The 19149-nt window shown below is 59.8% G+C and carries 18 protein-coding genes, 2 pseudogenes and 1 other annotated feature; of the genes and pseudogenes, 10 read left to right on the top strand and 10 right to left on the bottom strand.

All coding sequences use genetic code 11. The annotated features are described in order from the left end of the window. Positions 1 to 91 precede the first annotated feature (91 nt). The 3 genes and pseudogenes from FHY04_RS22770 to FHY04_RS20625 form a co-directional block, all read right to left on the bottom strand. A pseudogene (locus FHY04_RS22770) lies at positions 92 to 315 on the bottom strand (ATP-binding protein); the annotation flags it as partial. Positions 316 to 467: 152 nt separating this feature from the next. Further along, positions 468 to 1910 (bottom strand): TolC family outer membrane protein, encoded by a 1443-nt coding sequence (locus FHY04_RS20630; RefSeq protein ID WP_082441329.1) that lies wholly within the window; start codon positions 1908 to 1910, stop codon positions 468 to 470. Between the two features lie 453 nt (positions 1911 to 2363). Next, positions 2364 to 3595, bottom strand: a protein-coding gene (locus tag FHY04_RS20625) for an IS3 family transposase (protein WP_409349186.1) whose coding sequence is annotated in 2 segments (ribosomal slippage) — positions 2364 to 3298 and positions 3298 to 3595 — 1233 coding nt in all. Because the reading frame shifts where the segments join, the coding sequence is not laid out codon by codon here. Next, positions 3195 to 3311: a sequence feature (AL1L pseudoknot), on the bottom strand. Its footprint overlaps the gene before it by 117 nt. 128 nt (positions 3596 to 3723) lie before the next feature. On the opposite strand from FHY04_RS20625, the gene lpdA reads away from it, so the two are divergent. Beyond that, positions 3724 to 5118 carry a dihydrolipoyl dehydrogenase gene (lpdA, locus tag FHY04_RS20620; protein WP_159513449.1) on the top strand — a complete coding sequence of 465 codons (1395 nt, stop codon included), beginning with the start codon at positions 3724 to 3726 and terminating at the stop codon, positions 5116 to 5118. 117 nt (positions 5119 to 5235) lie between these two features. Here the strand turns inward: lpdA and FHY04_RS20615 are convergent, their stop codons facing one another. Further along, positions 5236 to 5502, bottom strand: coding sequence for a hypothetical protein (locus FHY04_RS20615; RefSeq protein ID WP_056060022.1), 267 nt, complete (start codon positions 5500 to 5502; stop codon positions 5236 to 5238). Between the two features lie 244 nt (positions 5503 to 5746). Between FHY04_RS20615 and FHY04_RS20610 the strand changes: the two genes are divergently transcribed. From FHY04_RS20610 to fliE, 9 genes and pseudogenes are all read left to right on the top strand, one after another. Next, a complete protein-coding gene (locus tag FHY04_RS20610; protein ID WP_260171692.1) occupies positions 5747 to 6520 on the top strand; it encodes a hypothetical protein in 774 nt (257 codons plus the stop codon). A gap of 928 nt (positions 6521 to 7448) precedes the next feature. After that, entirely contained in the window at positions 7449 to 7793 is a 345-nt protein-coding gene (locus FHY04_RS20600) for a hypothetical protein (RefSeq protein ID WP_156360280.1), read from the top strand. A gap of 221 nt (positions 7794 to 8014) precedes the next feature. Next, entirely contained in the window at positions 8015 to 9550 is a 1536-nt protein-coding gene (locus FHY04_RS20595; RefSeq protein WP_311725820.1) for a SulP family inorganic anion transporter, read from the top strand. Next, positions 9547 to 10224, top strand: coding sequence for a carbonic anhydrase (locus tag FHY04_RS20590; protein ID WP_056405860.1), 678 nt, complete (start codon positions 9547 to 9549; stop codon positions 10222 to 10224). The genes FHY04_RS20595 and FHY04_RS20590 overlap by 4 nt, the downstream gene beginning before the upstream one ends. Positions 10225 to 10628: 404 nt before the next feature. After that, positions 10629 to 10805, top strand: coding sequence for a hypothetical protein (locus FHY04_RS20585; RefSeq protein WP_162235360.1), 177 nt, complete (start codon positions 10629 to 10631; stop codon positions 10803 to 10805). A 49-nt stretch (positions 10806 to 10854) separates the two neighbouring features. Continuing rightward, positions 10855 to 11358 (top strand): MgtC/SapB family protein, encoded by a 504-nt coding sequence (locus FHY04_RS20580; RefSeq protein WP_082446662.1) that lies wholly within the window; start codon positions 10855 to 10857, stop codon positions 11356 to 11358. 83 nt (positions 11359 to 11441) lie between these two features. Beyond that, positions 11442 to 12047 (top strand): DedA family protein, encoded by a 606-nt coding sequence (locus tag FHY04_RS20575; RefSeq protein ID WP_082446657.1) that lies wholly within the window; start codon positions 11442 to 11444, stop codon positions 12045 to 12047. 13 nt (positions 12048 to 12060) lie between these two features. Continuing rightward, positions 12061 to 13517, top strand: a pseudogene (locus FHY04_RS20570) (phospholipase D-like domain-containing protein). A gap of 118 nt (positions 13518 to 13635) precedes the next feature. Further along, entirely contained in the window at positions 13636 to 13986 is a 351-nt protein-coding gene (gene fliE / locus FHY04_RS20565) for a flagellar hook-basal body complex protein FliE (RefSeq protein ID WP_056060013.1), read from the top strand. A 454-nt stretch (positions 13987 to 14440) separates the two neighbouring features. Here fliE and FHY04_RS20560 read toward each other — a convergent pair whose 3' ends face one another. The 6 genes from FHY04_RS20560 to FHY04_RS20535 form a co-directional block, all read right to left on the bottom strand. Next, complete coding sequence (locus tag FHY04_RS20560; RefSeq protein ID WP_082441332.1) at positions 14441 to 14767, bottom strand: zf-TFIIB domain-containing protein; 327 nt, start codon at positions 14765 to 14767, stop codon at positions 14441 to 14443. A 108-nt stretch (positions 14768 to 14875) separates the two neighbouring features. Then, positions 14876 to 15190: a hypothetical protein gene (locus FHY04_RS20555; protein ID WP_156348781.1), complete on the bottom strand. Its 315-nt coding sequence runs from the start codon at positions 15188 to 15190 to the stop codon at positions 14876 to 14878. A 196-nt stretch (positions 15191 to 15386) separates the two neighbouring features. Beyond that, positions 15387 to 16355 (bottom strand): magnesium and cobalt transport protein CorA, encoded by a 969-nt coding sequence (locus FHY04_RS20550; protein WP_062346062.1) that lies wholly within the window; start codon positions 16353 to 16355, stop codon positions 15387 to 15389. 305 nt (positions 16356 to 16660) lie between these two features. Beyond that, entirely contained in the window at positions 16661 to 17620 is a 960-nt protein-coding gene (locus FHY04_RS20545) for an IS481 family transposase (RefSeq protein ID WP_056059999.1), read from the bottom strand. A gap of 64 nt (positions 17621 to 17684) precedes the next feature. After that, the gene (locus FHY04_RS20540) at positions 17685 to 18134 is read right to left on the bottom strand and encodes a DUF411 domain-containing protein (protein ID WP_056059997.1); all 450 of its coding nucleotides are present in this window, start codon (positions 18132 to 18134) and stop codon (positions 17685 to 17687) included. 659 nt (positions 18135 to 18793) lie between these two features. Continuing rightward, the coding region (locus tag FHY04_RS20535; RefSeq protein ID WP_221211918.1) for a hypothetical protein at positions 18794 to 19149 on the bottom strand (356 nt) is incomplete at its 5' end.

The following is a 19149-nucleotide window of genomic DNA, read 5'->3' as shown; positions in this document are numbered from 1 at the left end:
AACGACCGTTTGCGAGAGCATTTGTTGATCTCTACCTTCCGGCGATGGTCACTGCCCGGTTGTTCTTTTCGCTTGTGTTGATCGCGGTCCTGACCAGATGGAAGAGCAGCTGCCCGCCCGAGTGGCGAACGGCAGATAACCAAGCTCGTCGAGCATCACGACCTCAAGGCGTGACGGCCGAGCTGCGAACGTACCGGCCTCGCCGAGGCGGATTTCCTCCTCAAGCCGGTTCACTCAGTCGATCGTGTGAAGTAGCGGTCGCGGGCACCATTTGCCGGTAATGGCACTTGCAAGGCACGTCTTGCTAGTTCCGGTAATAGCAACCGAAAATAGTACTGATTATAAATTTGGCTGTTGAAGTGAAATTCAAATAGTTACGACGATCGCCAAGTTAAGGTCGCGTTCACGCTCGGAATTATCATCCGCTCCCCTAGATCACGGGCCGACAAAATAAATAGGCTTTTACCCTAAGGTTCGGTGGACGATAATGAGGCGTTGAAAGGCTGCTCACCCTGCTCAATATTGTCGGAAGGTCCGTAATTGCTATCAAAGCGGCGATCTCGCACCGGCGCCTGATCACGAATTCTTGGCTGATACAACCCACCGCCAAACAATCCCAAGTCCCGCGCCTCTGCGCGTCCCATACTCGCAAGCAAGGCAAAACCGGCCACATAAGCGTCCCGTTCAGCAGTTACCAACTGGACTCTACTATTGAGCAGTTCCTGTTCGGCATTTAGTACATCGAGTACGTTGCGCGTGCCGACGCTATTTTCGGCGCGAACACCCTCAAGCGCCAGTTCGTTTGCCGCTACGGCTGCTTGCGATGACCGGATTACCCGCTCCGTCGCGCGGTGCCGGGTAAAAGCAGCGCGTGTTTCCGCAACTACCCGGCGCTCAACAAACACGATCTGTTCTAGTGATTGACTGGACAAAGCCTGTGCTCGTCGAACCTGAGCAGCGGGCAGACCACCCTGGTAGAGCGGAATCGTAGCAGAAAGCCCGACTGTAGCAGTTCGCTGGGATTGGAGGAACGCCCGACCGGGAATCGTGCTGGTTAGTGTGCCCAGATAGTTATTATAGTTGCTTGAACCCACAGCCGCTAGCCGTGGCAGCCGGGCGGCGTTAGCTACACGGATGTCGTAGCGTGCCGCCGCAGCGTCGAACTTCGCAGCGATCAACAGTGGGTTGTTGCGGAATGCCGTCACAAGCGCCGCCTCTACGTTCGCCGGCAGTCCCAGAAACTTCGGCGGTTTCTCCAAATTTTGTGCTGGAACACCAACAAACCGAATGTAGTTCTCGAGGCTGGTAACCAATTGTGCTTTTACAAGTTCGAGCTGCCCACGAGCGAACTCGAGCCGTGCCTCCGACTGAGCAACGTCGGTCCGGGTAAGGTCACCGACCTGAAAGCGATCACGGGATGCGCTAAGATTGGTTTCAAGAACTTCGACATTACGGGTGTTTAAACCGACAATGGCGCGGTCACGAATGACATCCATGTAGACTGATACAATAGCGGTGAAAACGTCCGCTTCAGTTGCTCTAAGGTTTGCCCGGCCGGAATCCACCCGAGCGTCCGCCGCGCGAATGCCGTTTTTGACACGGCCGCCTTGATAAAGCGGCAGCGACACATTCGCCGCCGCATTAGCGGCTCGCAGTGGTGCAGAGAAGCTATTAGCGGTACGAACGATAAACTCTTGATAATCTGCCGTTGCCGACAGGGTCGGCCGCGCGGCGGCCTTTGCAATCGAAACGCCTTCATCAGTCACGCGCAAACCCGCTCGCGCACCTGTCAGGCTTGGGTTCGTGCGATAGGCATTTATGAGTGCCTCGCCGAGCGTGTCTCCTCGAACCGGAACAGTCGTACTTAAAAGAATTGCGATCGCGCATGGATAAAGGGCGGCGTACTTCATTTGCACTCCCGTGCGTTGTTCTCCCCATAAATGCCTGAATGGGACTCACGGGCTTGGTTGATGTACTATTCAGGTAAACGTTACCCCAGCCTTGTACGGGGGGCCGATCAGACCGGCAAAGAATAGAAAGGGCAATAGCGAGCCTTTGCGCTCAATCACGGAAATTTGATGATTCCGATAGTAGAAACCGTGCGATTGGGGGAACGACCCTATTCAAAATACCGATCATAGTCTCTGAGCTTACCATGGCTTGTTGAAACATACGTTACAAGTTGCACCATCTGGTCGGTCCTCCAACACCGGTCCCATGCGCAGTCGTTTAATGGGACCTGAGTCAAGTCACTCCTCTCCGGTTGATGGAATTAACTCTAGATTTCCTGCTTTGGCAAGTCGCGTTTCCGCCTTCCTGCATAATGAACCGCCCCGAGTTTGCCGGAGGCCTTGGGTTGTGAGTCATGCTGCCATATCGATGTTGTCCGCGGCAGCATAAAATTGATCTTCGGCTTCGGCGGGCGGGATGTTGCCGATGGGCTCCAGCAGCCGACGATGGTTGAACCAATCGACCCATTCCAGCGTGGCGTACTCGACGGCCTCGAAGCTGCGCCAGGGGCCGCGCCGGTGGATCACCTCGGCTTTGTACAGGCCGTTGATCGTCTCGGCCAAAGCGTTGTCGTAGCTGTCGCCGACACTGCCGACTGACGGCTCGATGCCGGCCTCGGCGAGGCGCTCGGTGTACTTGATAGACACGTATTGCGATCCGCGGTCGCTGTGGTGGACCAGGCCGCCCCGATGGGTCGGACGGCGATCGTGGAGCGCCTGTTCGAGCGCATCCAGGACGAAGCTGGCGTGTGCCGTCCTGCTGGCGCGCCAGCCTACGATCCGTCTGGCGTAGGTATCGATGACGAAGGCGACGTAGACGAACCCTGCCCAGGTCGCGACATAGGTGAAGTCCGACACCCAAAGCCTGTTCGGCGCTGGCGCGAAGAACTGGCGGTTGACGTGATCGCGCGGGCACGGTGCCGCCTTGTCGCTGATGGTCGTACGCACCGGCTTGCCCCGGATCACGCCTGCCAAGCCCATCTCATGCATCAGCCGTTCGACGGTGCAACGGGCGATCACAAAGCCCTCCCGCATCATCTGCCGCCATACCTTCCGCACGCCGTAGACCGCGAAGTTCTCCGCGAACACGCGAGCGATCTCGGGCTTGAGGATCAGATCCTCACGCGCCCGTGCCGACAGACGCGATGGATCCTGTCGCTGCGCGACGTGCTCGTAGTAGGTGGATGGGGCGATCGGCAGGACACGGCAGATCGGCTCGACCCCATAGGCATCGCGGTGATTGTCAATGAACGCGATCATCTCCGGAACGGGCGGTCGAGCTCCGCCTGCGCAAAATATGCCGATGCCTTGCGCAGGATCTCGTTGGCTTGCCGCAGTTCGCGGACCTCGCGCTCCAGCGCCTTCACCTTGTCCGCCACCTCGGTCGGGACACCGCCGCGCTTGCCGCTGTCGACCTCGGTCTTCTTCACCCACTCATGTAGCGTCTGCGGAACGCAGCCGATCTTCTCGGCAATCGATACCACGGTAGCCCATCTGGACGGGTGATCCCGCTCGTGATCGAAAACCATCCGTACCGCCCGCTCGCGGACTTCGGGCGCAAACTTGTTCGTCGTCTTGCTCGTCATGGCTCCACCTTCTCAGGAGTTGGAGCCTCCGACAAACCCGGGGCGGTTCATAACCCATTGTCAGTTGTCAGTGTTCGTGCTCCTGAGCAAACGGCGGTGTCCCGCCATCAGGCCGAACGGAGTTTTAAATGGGTGACTACGACTACGACATTCTTGTCATAGGTGCCGGTCCCGGCGGCTATGTCGCTGCCATTCGCGCGGCGCAGCTCGGGCTGAAGACAGCCTGCGTAGAGGCGCGCGAGACCCTTGGCGGAACGTGCCTCAACGTCGGCTGCATCCCATCGAAGGCACTGCTCCACGCCTCCGAGCTGTACGAGGAAGCCAAGTCGGGCGCTCTTGCGAAGTTTGGAGTAGAAATCGAAGGCGCTCGCCTGAATTTGACGCAGATGCATTCCGAGAAGAGCAAGGCCGTCGGAGAGCTGACCGGCGGCATCGCCTTCCTATTTAAGAAGAACAAAGTCGAGTGGCTCAAAGGGCTGGCCACCTTCACCGGCAGGGACAGCGTCGAAGTCGCAGGCAAGACCGTGCGCGCAAAGAATATCGTGCTCGCTACCGGTTCGTCGGTGACACCCCTTCCGGGTGTCGAGGTGGACGGCGAAGTGGTTGTGGACTCCACAGGCGCGCTGGCGTTCCCCAAGGTCCCCGAACATCTCGTCGTCATCGGTGCCGGCGTGATCGGCCTTGAACTCGGCTCAGTTTGGAAGCGGCTTGGCGCCAAAGTGACGGTGATCGAATATCTCGACGAAATTCTTCCTGGCCTCGACGGCGAAGTGCGCAGGGAAGCGCGCAACATCTTCGGCAAACAGGGGCTCGCGTTCAAGCTCGGCACCAAGGTTACCGCGGTCGCACGCAACGGCTCAACCGCAACCATTACGGTTGAGCCCTCTTCCGGTGGCGAGGCTGAAACGATCGAGGCCGACGTGGTACTGGTCGCGATCGGACGGCGCCCTAACACCGGAGGCCTGGGACTCGACAAAGCCGGGCTTGGCTTGAACAAGAAGGGGCAGATCGAAGTCGACCACCGCTTTGCAACCGCTGTTCCCGGCATCTGGGCGATCGGCGACGTCGTTCCTGGCCTTATGCTTGCGCACAAAGCGATGGACGAGGGAATTGCGGTCGCCGAGAATATTGCGGGGCAAATCGGTATCGTGAATCACGCGGTGATACCATCCGTTGTCTACACCCATCCTGAGATCGCGGGCGTCGGCCTGACCGAGGAGGAGGCGAAAACACGCGGGGAAATCACGATCGGCAAATTCCCCTTCGTAGCCAACAGCCGCGCCAAGACCAACCGAGATACCGACGGCTTCGTCAAGGTCGTTGCCGATGCCAAGACCGACCGCGTGCTTGGGGTTCACATCATCTCCACACTCGCCGGCACGATGATCGCTCAGGCTGCCCAGGCGATGGAATTTGGCGCAACTAGCGAGGATATCGCCTACACCTGCCATGCCCATCCCACGCACTCGGAGGCGCTCAAGGAAGCGGCGATGGCGGTAACGGGCAAGCCAATTCACATGTGAGGCAAAATCTTTGGCTGCCCCAGCCTCCTCTCCGCAGGGCGTCTTGTCCAAGGGGTCACTGCACGAAAGTGAAGTTTACGTACGCTAGGACCGAACGAACGGCGAACGCTGACGGTGCTAACGTCGGAAGGGTATGACGACGGCATGGTCGAGGAAGGCGCGCATACCTTCTTCATCGACGGTCTGACGAAAAACAGCATGCGCGGCATCATCAGTCGCGAACAGGTCGTCCCAGACCGTAGAAGTTCCATGCTCGTTTTCGACTTCAAGCGACCAGCCCGGCTCATTTTCCAACCGGATGATGTTCACTCTCACGGTGACGCCCTGTTCGGTGACGAAACCAGACAGGCTCGAGGTGACGATGTTGGGATCGCGTTCGTGCATCACTCTTTCCTCATGTTTTGTGTGCGGTTTTAGCAGCGGTGGGGTCGGTTCCGGTTGAGGGCGGAATGACACCCTAAGCGTGGGGCACGAAGCACGCAGTCTGAGTTTATGGTCGCCGCGCTCTTCGGCATTGCGATCCTCGCAGCGGGCTTCATGCTGTCCTGGGGTGCGGAGGCCGCAGAGAAGCGCGTCAGCCAAGGGCTGATCGTGGCGGCAATCGCGCTCGTCACCGTGCTGCCGGAGTATGCGGTTGCTGGTCGCGATCTTCGCCGCCTATGTCTGGCGCGTCAGCTATCTCCCCGAGGCGGAAGAAGACGAGGACGACGAACCTGGCCCCGCAGCCGCGCTTAGCCAGCTGTCGTCGGCGCGTCAGTGGGCCGCGATGGCGGCGCTAACGGTCGTTGCGGCGACCGTTATCCTGGTCTCGGCTGAACCGTTTGCCGAGGCAATGGTGGACTCAGGGCGCTCGGTCGGCATCGATGAGTTCCTGCTGATCCAGTGGCTCGCGCCACTCGCCAGCGAGGCGTCTGCGGTGACCATCGCGGTACTGTTCGTGCTCTCGGGGCGGGCGGCTAACGGCCTTGCAACGATGATCTCGGACAAGATCAACCAATGGACCCTGCTGGTCGGCATGCTGCCGTTAGCAATGAGCCTCGGGGCAGGCGGACTCACCGCTCTGCCGCTCGATGCGCGGCAGCATGAGGAGTTCTTTCTCACTGCCGCGCAATCGCTGTTCGGCATTGCCCTGCTGTTGCGGTTGAGGCTCGGTGTGTGGGGTGCGCTGGCGCTTGCCGGCCTGTTCGCCCTTCAGGTCGGCTTGACGCTGAATTTTCTCGGAGACGATGCGCGAACGATCGCCAGCCTGACGTGGCTTTCCTGGGGGTATCTGGCGCTTTCCGCGATCGTCGTGGCCACGAACGCAAAGTCGCTTGGACATCTGTTTGCGGTCGGTCTCTTCGCCAGCCACCCTGAAGCCCATCCGCCCCGCGCCGCTCCCGCCGCAGGCGAGCAGTCATGAACGATTGAGCGCCTATCCGGGTGAATGACCGAGGCCGATACCGGCTGCGTCCCGGCCCCAGGCGGCGACGTGCAATGTTCGAGAGCCGAACCATATATATTCGGTCCGGCAGCCCAACTGCCGACCAAGAACGAATGGAACGCACCATGCCGAACATCCGCAAGCCTATCATCATCGTCCCGCTGGCCGGGGCGGTTCTGCTGGGCGGCTGCGCCACCTATGCGCCGCGGCCCTCCGCCTATTCCTACTTCGCCGTGCCGTGCGACACTCCCGGTGCGATCCGGGCAGTACCGATCTCTCCGCCGGATGGTCCGCCCGGGGGAACATCCGCTGCACTCCCGGCGCCCGTTCCGCCGCAAGCGGCCGTTCCCGCAGCGCCGGGCAGCGTGGCTCAAGCGGGCGCAAGCGACTGCCTGATCGCGGTCGCTGACCGCGGGCGCGGTTGGCGCGGCGCTGGCTACTATGGCGGCGGCTATCCCTATCGTTATCAAAGCCCCTACGGCTACTACGGCTCGCCCTTCTACGGATCGCTCGGGATCGGGATTGGTCTTGGTGGCGGCCACTACCGAGGCGGCCATTTTAGCGGAGGTCATCTCGGAGGGGGGCACCGCGGCGGAGGGCATGGCCGACGTCATTGACGTGACGCTTGCTGAACGGAACTTCTTCAGTGTGAGGGTCGCTCATCGACGCTGAGAACCCGGGCTAACCCAGTCGGATGAGCGATGATCGTTGTGCTCGGCAAAAAGGGGCGCTGATACTGCTTTGATAGTATGGCGAGCGAGGCGCTTGCGCGAGGTAAGGGAACGGCTGTGCCATCGTCGCGACCGCGTCGATCGACAACCTGCGCGCCGCGATGAAGTGATCATTTTGGGGAAGGATAGGAAAAGGCAGTGGCCTTGAACGTGCAAGATCGCTACGCGACCGTTCGATGAGCCGCCTGCTTCCTTTCCTGATCGGCTTGATGCTGGCCTCGCTCCTGGGACTGGGTTCAGTTTTCCACGTAAGTGACGAAGGATCGAGTACCCGTCGCGTCGCCACGCCTGGCCTCGTCCTTTCGATGGCGAGCGTGAGCGAGCCAACAAGGGATCAAAGGCCTGTTGGTGTTAGCCCATGGCTGCCACATGCTCATAGTGAATGCCACGGCGATCACCTGATCGTGCCTGCCAAGGCGATCATCTCGCAGATGAAGCCCGAGGACGCTTATTCGGCGATCGAGCAGCGGATCAGCGAAGGCATGACCGCCGCGCCAACGTTGAGACCGCCAAAACTGTAAGCCTCGGCAACGGCCGACTGTGTCGCTGAGTGCCGGCATGGTCGCTGTTAAGGGTGACTTCGCGACGCGATTTCACCCGATTTTGGACGTCGGGGCGATCCGCTTCCGACTCAAGATAAGCGGCAACCCTGCTTTGCTCGCCGCTCGCCAAATCCTGCATGCAGTTACGGAGTACCCTTGTGTCCTCTTCGAGACATCCTCTTGCGTCCTTGCGGACAGATGTGCCCGCATCCATCGTCGTCGCGCTCGTCGCGCTCCCGCTCTGTCTGGGCGTCGCCCTCGCTTCGGGAGCACCCCTGTTTTCTGGCCTGATAGCAGGTATCGTGGGCGGCCTCGTAGTCGGCGGCCTGTCCCGGTCTCCGTTGTCCGTCAGCGGTCCTGCCGCGGGCCTTACGGTTATCGTACTCGACACCATCAATTCTCTACCGAGCTATCCGATCTTTTTGTCGGTAGTGGTTTTGGCGGGCGCGTTGCAGCTGACATTTTCTACGGCTCGCGCGGGGATCCTGAGCGAATTTATCCCGTCCTCAGTGATCACGGGGATGTTGGCATCGATCGGACTCATTCTTGTTATCAAGCAGATTCCGTTCGCGATCGGCTATGAAGTCGAGGCTGAGGGTAGCTTTCAGTTCTCCTCTGGCAACGGGAACACGTTCACCAACCTTTTCGTGTTCCTGAGGCGCAAGTTTGAGCCGGGCGCGCTGATCATCAGCCTTGCGGGCCTTGCTTTCCTGTTCTGGTGGAACAGCGCGAAACCCAAGCAGGGTCCGCTCCGTTTCTTGCCAGGCCCCTTGGTGGCCGTCCTGATCGGCGTCATCGGCAATGCGCTGCTCGGGGCGTTTCTACCTTCCTGGAAGATTGGCACGGAGCATCTTGTTCAGGTGCCAGTCTCCAAAAGCCCGGCCGAATTTGCTCAGCTTTTCTCCCTTCCCGATTTTTCGGGTATCGGGAGCAGTGCCGTCTGGATCGCAGCAGCCACGATTGCCATCGTCGCTAGCCTGGAGTCGATGCTCAGCATCAAGGCCATCGACGAGCTCGACCCGCAACGACGCACCACTGACAAGAACTGGGAACTGATGGCCCAGGGTGGCGGCAACATCGTGTCGGGACTGCTGGGAGGGCTGCCAGTCACCTCGGTGATCGTGCGTTCCTCGGCCAACGTCGGTGCGGGCGCGCAGAGCAAGGCGTCGACGATGCTGCATGGGCTATGGCTGCTGTTGTCGGTCGCGTTGATCCCCATGGTGCTCAACCTCATCCCGCTAGCGGCACTCGCGGCGGTGCTGATCGCAACCGGCTACAAGCTTTGCACGCCCCAGCTTTTCCTGGACCGCTACCGACAAGGCTGGACCCAGTTCATCCCGTTCGTAGTAACCGTGATCGCGATCATGTTCACCAACTTGCTCGAAGGCGTCCTGATCGGCCTTGTGATTGGGTTCGTGTTCGTCATAGCGCGTAATTTTCGATCTGCCGTAACGTTTGCATGCGAGGGCAATGATTGCCTCATCCGTGCACGGCGTAACCTGTATTTTATCCACAAATATGAACTTCAGAAGCAACTAAACCGCGTTCCCGAAAATAGCCGGCTTCTGATTGATCTTTCCGCGACGAGCTATGTTGATCTCGATAATGTCGAGATTATTAACTCCTTTATCAAAGCCGCTCGATTCAAGTCGGTAGATGTGGTCGTTCGTGGCGATCTTGCCGAACGGACATCTCCTTTGATCAACGCCCCCGTAGTTGGAGTAAGATTCGCATGAGAGAATATCGACAGCTTCTTCTCGCCAACCGGGCTTGGTCGCAGGAACTTATCGACGAGCGCGCGGACTTCTTCACGCGACAAGCCGATGGCCAGAAGCCAGCGTTCTTGTGGATCGGTTGCTCGGACAGCCGGGTCAGCCCTGAACAGATGACCATGACTCCTCCGGGAGGTATGTTCATTCACCGCAACGTCGCCAACCTTGTTAATCCGAGCGATCTCAACCTGATGGCGGCGCTGCAATATGCAGTCCAGGTGCTCAAGGTTCCGCACATCATTGTGTGCGGTCATTATGGGTGTGGTGGCATCAGGGGGGCATTCGCAGGAGGAGCTACCGGTCAACTCAGGCAGTGGCTCGATCATGCGAGTAGCGTTGTGCGCGATCATGCCGATGAACTTGCAGCGTTGGATGGTGAGGAAGCCAAGCTCAACAGACTCGTTGAAATGAATGTCAGGGATCAGCTGATCAACTTGGCAAGAACCGATATAGTTGAAAGCGCGTGGAAAGACGGCCAACCGCTTTGGTTGCATGGCTGGATTTACGACATTCGCGACGGTCATATCAAACCGCTGATGGAACTGGATGCAGACGCTTCCTTGGAAGAGGTCGGCCGCCCAGATAGCGTCCTTTTCTCGCATCCCGATCATACCAAAAACAGCATCTCTTTGGATTAGGACAAAGGACGCTTATAGAAAGTGTCATTAGTAACACGAGCATCGGCGCGCCACCGTCTTTTCAGGACGCACGTGTGATCGAGTGTTTCATCAAGTAGGAGGCAACGAGCCATGCGTATTGTGAACTGTTTGATGCTCACCGTGTTACCCGGCGGGCTCGCGGCCTGCACGCTCCCGTTCTCGCAAAAGCCTGTCATCAGCACTCCCGTCTATGATCACGTGCCGTGCCGCACCCCAGGGGCCCGGCTCGAAGAGCCGGTCGAATTCGGCGCGGCTTCTCGAGGATCTGATCGACCTGACGCCCAGTCAGGCTCGGCAAGGCCCAAAACGCCGACTTGCGTAGTCGAACGAGGGCCGAAATACCGATCGCGATGATATCTGACGACCCGCTCAAGGAACTTTCTATGTCGGATGATGAGATTCTATATTTCGAACACAGAGCGCAGGTTGAGGTCGAGCTTGCCGAGAACTCTACCAAACCAGAAGTGATCGACGCCCATCGCAAAATGGCTAACGCCTATTTTGAAAGGCTGGTCGAGCTGAGATTGTCGAGAGCTAAACAGGACCGCGCGCCTCTCTAGTTCCTCCGTATCTCCGTCACAATCAAACAAAGGGTGATCACTATTGACCTTGGTTACCAGTAGTTTCTCAGAAGCCTTATGGCACCTTCTCAGTCTTCTGATCGCCTATGTTCTGGCTCTTCCGATTGGCTGGGATCGAGAAAAAGAGGAGCGAAGCGCCGGCATTCGCACCTTTCCACTCGTTGCCGTCGCCAGCTGTGGCTTTGTGCTCATAGCGATAGCCGTTCTTGGTCGGGAGTCGCTTGGTCAGGCTCGCATCCTTGAAGGCCTGATCACCGGCGTCGGGTTCATCGGCGGCGGAGCGATCCTGAAGCAAGGGAGTCGAACATCAGGGACGGCCACGGCGGCGAGCCTGTGGGCGACAGGGGCCGTTGGTGCCGCGGTCGGATATTCGCTGTACGATATCGCCATCATCATCAGCGCTGTCACCTTCCTGACTCTTCGACTTTCACGTCCACTCAAGAAAACCGCGGGCGAACAGGGCGACAACGTGGATAGCGCACCGGCATTGCCAGGCGGGGCCAACGCCCGACCGGAACCGGATTCAGGATAGTCGATTGCTGCGCGGATCGGATTAAGGTCGGGCGCTACGCGACGACAAATGGTTTCGACCCACATAAGATAAGGAGAAGCAGTTTGGGCCAGTGGATCCAGCAGCTCGTCGACCAGCTCGGCTATCTTGGCGTCGCGGTGCTGATGTTCGCCGAAACCGTGTTCCCGCCGCTGCCCTCGGAAGTCATCATGCCGCTTGCCGGCCTGCGCGCTTCGCGCGGTGCACTGTCGCTGCCGGGCGTGGTCGCCGCCGGAGCGGCGGGCGCCATGGCGGGCAATCTCTGCTGGTACGCCGTCGCAAGGATGCTTGGCATCGAGCGGCTGCATGGCCTGGTCGATCGGCACGGCCGATGGCTGACGCTCGAATGGCAGGAGGTCGAGCGCGCGAAGACCTGGTTCCACGGCCACGGTGGCCCGTTCGTCTGCATTGGGCGGATCGTCCCCACGGTGCGATCGGTCGTATCGATCCCGGCCGGGCTCGTGCGGATGCCACTCGGACCCTTCCTCCTGTGGTCGACGATCGGCACGGCAGCCTGGACCGCGATGCTGGCCGCCGCCGGCTATCTGCTGGGGCAGCGCTATGGGGCGGTCGAGCGCTATGTGGGTCCGGTCTCGACAGCGATCATCATCGCGCTCGTGCTCTGGTACGCTTGGCGGGTAGCCACGTGGGGGCGTCGTCATGGGCGTTGAGGTGCCAAAGCCCATGAGCGACGCCACCATTCGGCGCGCGTTCTGGCGGACCGCCACGGCAAGCCGTGCGGCCGTCATCGTCGACGCCGATGACTATTTCAGGGCCGCCCGCTCCGCGATGCTCAAGGCCAAGCGGCGCATCGTGCTGATCGGCTGGGACTTCGACGCCCGGATCCAGTTCGCCGGGGAGGGGCAGGACGAGGGTCCGCCGACGGTCGGAGCGTTCATCAGCTGGCTGGTCAAGCGCAGTCCCCTGCTCGATATTCACATACTGCGCTGGGATACCGGTGCGCTCAAGACGCTGTTCCATGGCCGAACCCTGTTCACGATCCTGCGCTGGATGCGCGACCGCCAATCCACCTCAAACTCGACGGGCATCATCCGGTCGCCGGATCGCATCACCAGAAGATCGTGGTGATCGACGACTGCATGGCCTTTTGCGGCGGCATCGACATGACCCGCGAACGATGGGACACGCGAGACCACCAGGACGAGGAACCGCGCCGCGTCCGACCGGACGGCACGCCGCACGGGCCGTGGCATGACGCGGCCATGGCGCTGGAGGGCCCGGTGGCACGCGCCCTCGGTGACGCCTGTCGGGAGCGGTGGCATGCCGCCGGCGGGTATTCGATCGAGCCCGTGACCGATGGCGCGGATTGCTGGCCTGATGGGCTCGAGGCAGACTTCAGGGACGTGCCCGTCGGGATCTCGCGCACGCTGCCAAAGCTCGCCGACCAGGAACCGGTCCACGAGATCGAGGCGCTGTATGTCGCGCTCATCGCGCGGGCGCGGCGGCTGATCTATGCCGAAAGCCAGTATTTCGCCTCCCGGCGGGTCGCGGAGGCAATCGCCAGACGACTCGACGAGACCGATGGTCCGGAAATCGTCGTCATCAACCCGACGACCGCGAACGGCTGGCTCGAACCGATCGCGATGGATACGGCCCGTGCCCGGCTGGTTGCCGAACTCCGGAAGCGCGACGTGCACGGCCGCTTCCGGCTTTATCACCCGTTCACCGCCGCGGGGGCACCGATTTATGTCCATGCCAAGGTCACGATCATCGACGACGTCGTGCTGCGGGTGGGATCCTCCAACTTCAACAACCGGTCGCTGCGCCTCGACAGCGAATGCGACGTGACGATCGACACGACCGGGGCATCCGACGCCGATGGGCATCGAAAGATAGCCGACATCCGCGCCGGTCTGCTCGCCGAGCACCTTGGCGCCAACAAGGACGCGGTCATCGCGAAGTTCGCCGAAACCGGCTCGTTGATCGCAACGATCGCGGCGTTGCAGGCACCGGGTCGCTCGCTACGCGAGTACGAGCTGCCCGAACTGTCTTCGATGGAAAAATGGCTGGCCGACAGCAAGCTGCTCGACCCCGAGGGACCCGACGAGATGTTCGAGCCGTTTTCGCGACGCCGAGGTCTGCTCTTTCACCTGCGGCACCGACACCGCCATCATCCGTGACCCGTACTGCCACGACCAGAAGGACCGGGGGCCAGTCCCGAACAAACATCCTTAACGATTTCTAATCATTCTTGCGCGAAGATGCGCGCTCTATCGTTCGCGTGAGAGGTCGACAGGCATGAATGTGAACGGCGTGGCCGATGTCATGGCGATGCGCAACGCGGTGCTTCAACGAAACGCCGCACTGAGGGATGTCGGCTCGGCTTCGTCGCCGAATGCGCTGCGGGGACCGGATGGCACTGCCCCATCGACGAGCTTTGCCGCGACGATGCAGACCGCGCTTCAAAAGGTGAATGCGCTCCAGGAACAGGAGGATGTCGCGACCGAAGCCTACGAACGAGGCGAGACGACCGATATCGCGACCGTGGCGCTGATACAGCAACGCGCCTCGGTTTCGTTCGAGGCCACCTTGCAGGTCCGGAACAAGGTTCTTTCGGCCTACAAGGACATCATGAGCATGGCCGTCTGATCACAGCCTGCGTCCATCGAGTGCCCGATGGCCGCGGGATGGCTCACCTGCTGTCAAGACTCCGAACCGCCGGTGGTGATGAACGACGATCTTCATGCCGGACGGCGTGATCGCTGCTGTCATTTTGGGCGTATGGCGTGCGAGGTTCATGCATGGGATAAGGCGTAGGCTGCGGCATCTGGTACGCGGGACGGGGTGCGGACGAGGCAGGGTAACCGCCGTAGCTTCCGCCCTCATAGGCATGCCCGCCATCCCAGTTGACCCCGCCATGCGTGCCGCTCCAGTTGACGCCGGCACCATGGGACATGACCTGCGCGCCAGCCGGCGCTGCCGCCAAGCCGGCAAGGATCATGATTCCAAGTGTCAGCCCGCATCTTCTGGTCACGCTATTTCTCCCTCCATGCACCGACAACCATGAAACGGCTGCCTGTTCAGAACGCCAGCCGAGTGCGGATCAATGCCGAAACAGACCGCCAAGAAAGCCGCCGGGACGATAGCCGCCGTGGCCACCACGGTCATGCCCGCCACCATGACGTCCACCGCCATGAGATCCTTCATTGTACCCGCTCCAGGGAGCAGGCTGAGCATATCCAGGTGCAGTCGGTTGTGGCGGGTAATCGGGTGCCGGCCTCGACGTCGCCTCGTACGAAGCGTTCTTCTCGATGATCTTGTCGAGTTCGCCGCGGTCCAGCCAGATGCCCCGGCATTGCGGGCAATAGTCGATCTCGACCCCCTGCCGGTCGGCGAGCACGAGGTCGACCCGGCACACGGGGCAGAGCATGCCCTGCAACCGGGTGGTCGCGGGTACTGTTGCGGCATCCGTCATGGTGCATTCCTCTCTTTGGTCGGCACCGCTGGGGCGGTCTGCCCGGGAAGCGCTGCTTTCATCTTAATAGCCATAACCCCCGTAGCGCTGATTGCGCTCCTGGCGCTCATGCCGCCGTTCACGACGTTCCTCGCGGCGATCATGGCGATTGTTGTAGCCATAACCGCCCTGGTAATAGCCGCCACCATTACCGCGCCAGGACTGCTGATGGCCACCGCCTCGATCGCGGTAGGCGTCGCCATATCCGCCGTGTCCTCGGACCTGATTGCCGTAGGACGGGCCGCCATTATGTCCGCCGTAACCGCCATGGGACTGGGCCATCGCGGCCGGCGCAGCAAACGCCAGCGCCGCCGCGGCCAAGATCAAGGATCCTCTCATGACTACCTCCATCAAGCGTGACCGAATGTCACGTCTAGTAGATAGGACCGCGATATTGAATGCAGGCGGAATGCGATCGACAGCTTACATTCACTAACAAGAGATGATATTATATTAATTGCGTAGTCAGGTAAGAGTCATGGCATAAAATTATCTCATCGAACCTTTAAGTGTCTCAAGGCACTTGTACCCTCGACTAGATCCATTTTGCGCGCTTGAACCTGATATAGAGCATGCTGCACACCGTAGCGACCACCGCGAGTACGACGAAATATCCATACTTGGTTTTCAACTCTGGCATGTTTTCGAAGTTCATACCGTAGATGCCTGCGAGGGCAGTCGGCACGGCCAGAATGGCCGCCCAGGCCGCAAGCTGCCGGGTACTCGCACCAGTGCGCTGCTGTTCGAGCAGATTGCTGACCTCAAAGACCGATGTGAGCACTTCGCGAAGGCCACCCACCGTGGTTTCAACTCTATGAATATGGTCTAGCACATCTCGGAAATACGGGATTACCTCCCGGTCGATGCAAGGCATGTCGGGGTGGGTGAGTTTGTTCGCTACCTCGCCCATGGGGCCAAGGACCCGTTGGAACCGCATTAGCTCACGTCGTAGATTGAAGATGCGACTGATTTCCTCCCGGGCCAGGAAAGCGTCAAGCGCCCGTTGCTCCATTATGACGACTTCCTCCTCGATGGCCTCCCCGATCGGCAGATAGCCATCGACGATGAAGTCGATAATGGCGTGCAGAACATAGTCGACACCATGCGCGAGTAGTGACGGCGCCGCCTCAAGCTGGCCGCGCAGCGTGCTGTGCGAGCGTGCCGATCCATGCCGCACGGTGATGACATGACTGGGACCCACGAATATCGCGGTTTCACCGTAGGCGATAACCTGATCCTCAAGCCGGGCAGTCAGCGCGACCACGAACAGCTGATCGCCGTAGACATCGACCTTCGGATGCTGGTGGGCTTTCAGAGCATCCTCAACCGCAAGCGGGTGAAGGCCGTAGTGCTCCTGGAGCTTCCGAAGCTCCTCCTCGGACGGCTCCAGCAGGCCGATCCAGACGAACTCCGCCTTGTCGTCCGAACAGAATGTCGGCTCGTCGATCGAAAGCGACCGGACCCGCTGGCCGTGGCGATAAAGGGAAGCAGCAACAACGCTCATCAGGCCCCTCTAAACATTGATAGACAATCGCCCTAACAGGAGACGATCCTTACGTCGCTGCGAACGCCTATCCCCACTGCTGAAGCCTCAGACATGCCTGGGGCTTCCTCACGGCCCCTGTACATTATCAGGACATGGAATCACGGTAGTGGCTGATCGGGTATCTCGGGCAACCAACCGCATCAGAATATCAACTGATTGCAACGGCAAAAAGCATCAGTGCTAAGGTCATAAGCAATCCGCCGACGCCTAATCGCGTCCTCGATCTATCAGCGGGGCTTACGTTAAGTGAGCTAGCAGCCGGCCTAGGTGTTTAGTCCCGGCATCTGGTGGATCGGATTGACGATGAACCTATCCGGCTCTGACGTCCAGATTTTGGCGATGTATTCGTAGGGTGTGAGTCCGCTGAGCGTCTTGAGCCGGCGGGCAAAGTTATAGGCAGCCATGAAGTCAGCGAGGTGCGTCCGTAGCTGGTCATGGCTCTCGTAGTGGAAGCGTTTGACGGTCGCCTCCTTGATGGTGCGGTTCATCCGCTCGACCTGACCATTGGTCCAAGGGTGGTTCGGCTTGGTCAACCGGTGCTCGATGTCGTTCGCTTCGCAGATCATATCGAAGCGCATCTGACGCGACCAGGCGGTGTTACGGTTGCGCGGCTGGTCGGCGAACTGGATGCCATTGTCGGTCAGGATCGTGTGGATACGGTAAGGTACAGCTTTTAGCAGGTGTTCCAGGAACTCCCACGCCGTTCGCCGATCAGCCTTGTCGACCAACTGGGTGACGGCGAACTTGCTGGTGCGGTCGATGCCAACGAACAGGTAGAGCTTGCCTTCGGCGGTCTGCACCTCTGCAATATCCACGTGGAAGAAGCCGATCGGGTAGCGCTTGAAGCGCTGTCGCTTCGGCTTGTCCCCCTCGATGTCCGGCAGACGGGATATGCCATGACGCTGGAGGCAGCGGTGCAGCGCTGAGCGCGTCAGCTGCGGGATCGAGGGCTGCAACGCGTAGAGGCAATCGTCGAGCGGCAGTAATGTGTGACGCCGGAACGCGACGACGGCCGCCTCCTCAGCTTGGGTCAGGGTCGTTGAATGAGGGGCCTTCGGCCCGGTCTTTTGATCCTCGACCGTCGCCCGCTTACGCCACTTCGCTACCGTCTTAGGGTTGATCCCAAGCTCTCGGCTCAGCGCCGAGAGCGAAGCTTGCGATCGCTGTATTGCTGCTCTGACGGCGTGCGTGGTCGTGGCGCTCCCGTGACGTACCTGTCCCATACGGCTTCCTTCCATTCTAACGAAAGGATCGCACCATCAAACCGTGGGATCAAACATCTAACACCTAGCCTCCGTAACGGGTATAAACGCGCTGGCCAGCCGGGCCGAACGCGATGACGTCGAAGGGTTGCGGCTTCGCGCCTGGCACCTCCATCCCCGGCGAACCAAGTGGCATTCCTGCTACGGCTAGGCCGTGGACGCCCTTTGGATGCTGCGCAAGCACGCGCTTCATGTCGGCGATCGGCACATGCCCCTCAAATGCCATGCCATCAATGATGGCGGTGTGGCAGGATCCGAACTGCGCCGGTACACCCACACGGCGCTGAAAGGCGGCCCGGTTTGCGTCGTCCAAGATCTGTACCTTGCGCCCGAACTGCTGGTGGACCTGATCTGCCCATTTCTCACAGCAGCCACAACCTGGGTCACGGTGCATGGCAATATCGGCTGCATCCGATGCTACGCCAGGAAGGACCGTCAACAGGAGGACGGCGAGACCAGCCATTCGATATTTCATGTCAGATGCTGCCACCTGGCTTCTCCTTCTTGAGGCAATAGGCTGCTGCCACGGCCAAAATCGCTAATTAACAAACGCCAGATACATACTTTCTGCTGCACAAGAAACGGCAACAACATCGCAGTACCTCGCTTCAATCTTACCCGCGACCCTATCCTCACATTGTTTTTCCATCACACATTCGGAAAGCCGCGAAGGCAAAAGGTAGTATTCAACGGAATGGCTATTATTCTAGCCTACAACCACTACGGTAAGGCAAATATAAGAGACAGAAAGGGTTAAGATGCGTCTCCCTGCCATATCCACATTGGCTTTTTCAGTGTGCGCGCTCACCGCATGCACTGGTCCCCTTGCCCGCCCCCGCCACTCAGCCATGTCTGTCTACGATCATGTTTCTTGCAACACCCCCGGCGCGCGCCGTGAGGAACCGATCCCGTCAAATGCGGCGGAGTCGGAATCTACTCCGGTGAAGGCCGATCCGAATAAATCTCGTACCATCACTTGCGTGATTGAACATCGGCCTGGCTAAGAGCGCATTTGACATGCGGTTCTGCCGCTTGCTCGACGGAGATTTTGGCATGGCGACGTCTGCCAACCCTGATTGCGTTCAGGAATTGGCCGGGCAATTTCTCGGTGCTTATTCAGTCAGTGAACTCTTGCTAGCGAACCCCCTTGGCGGAAGCGTCCTTGGTAGCCTTATCCAGCGCAGCGACGGCCCGCGCTGCCGCCTTACAGTCATTGCCGCTTTCCTGACCGCGCTCGCAGCGTGTCACGATCAATCTGGCTTCTTTAGCATGAGTGCGGAAATATCCCTCGTCGGGCGGCGTGATCAGACTACAACCACATAAGGCAAGCGTGACGGCAAAGGTGACGGTCAAACGTGTCCTGTCAATCATCGAAATATCGCTTTTCTGATGTTGGGATCGTGTCCCACCGCGTGGTGTAGCTTCAGCGGCGTAGCCGCCTTGATCTCCGGGCATAGCCGGGTCGATCACGCCGCCATGGACGACAACGT

The sequence above is a fragment of the Sphingomonas sp. BK481 genome (genome assembly GCF_014194875.1).
Classification (GTDB): Bacteria; Pseudomonadota; Alphaproteobacteria; order Sphingomonadales; family Sphingomonadaceae; genus Sphingomonas; species Sphingomonas aerolata.
This window is presented reverse-complemented; position numbering and strand designations above follow the sequence as displayed.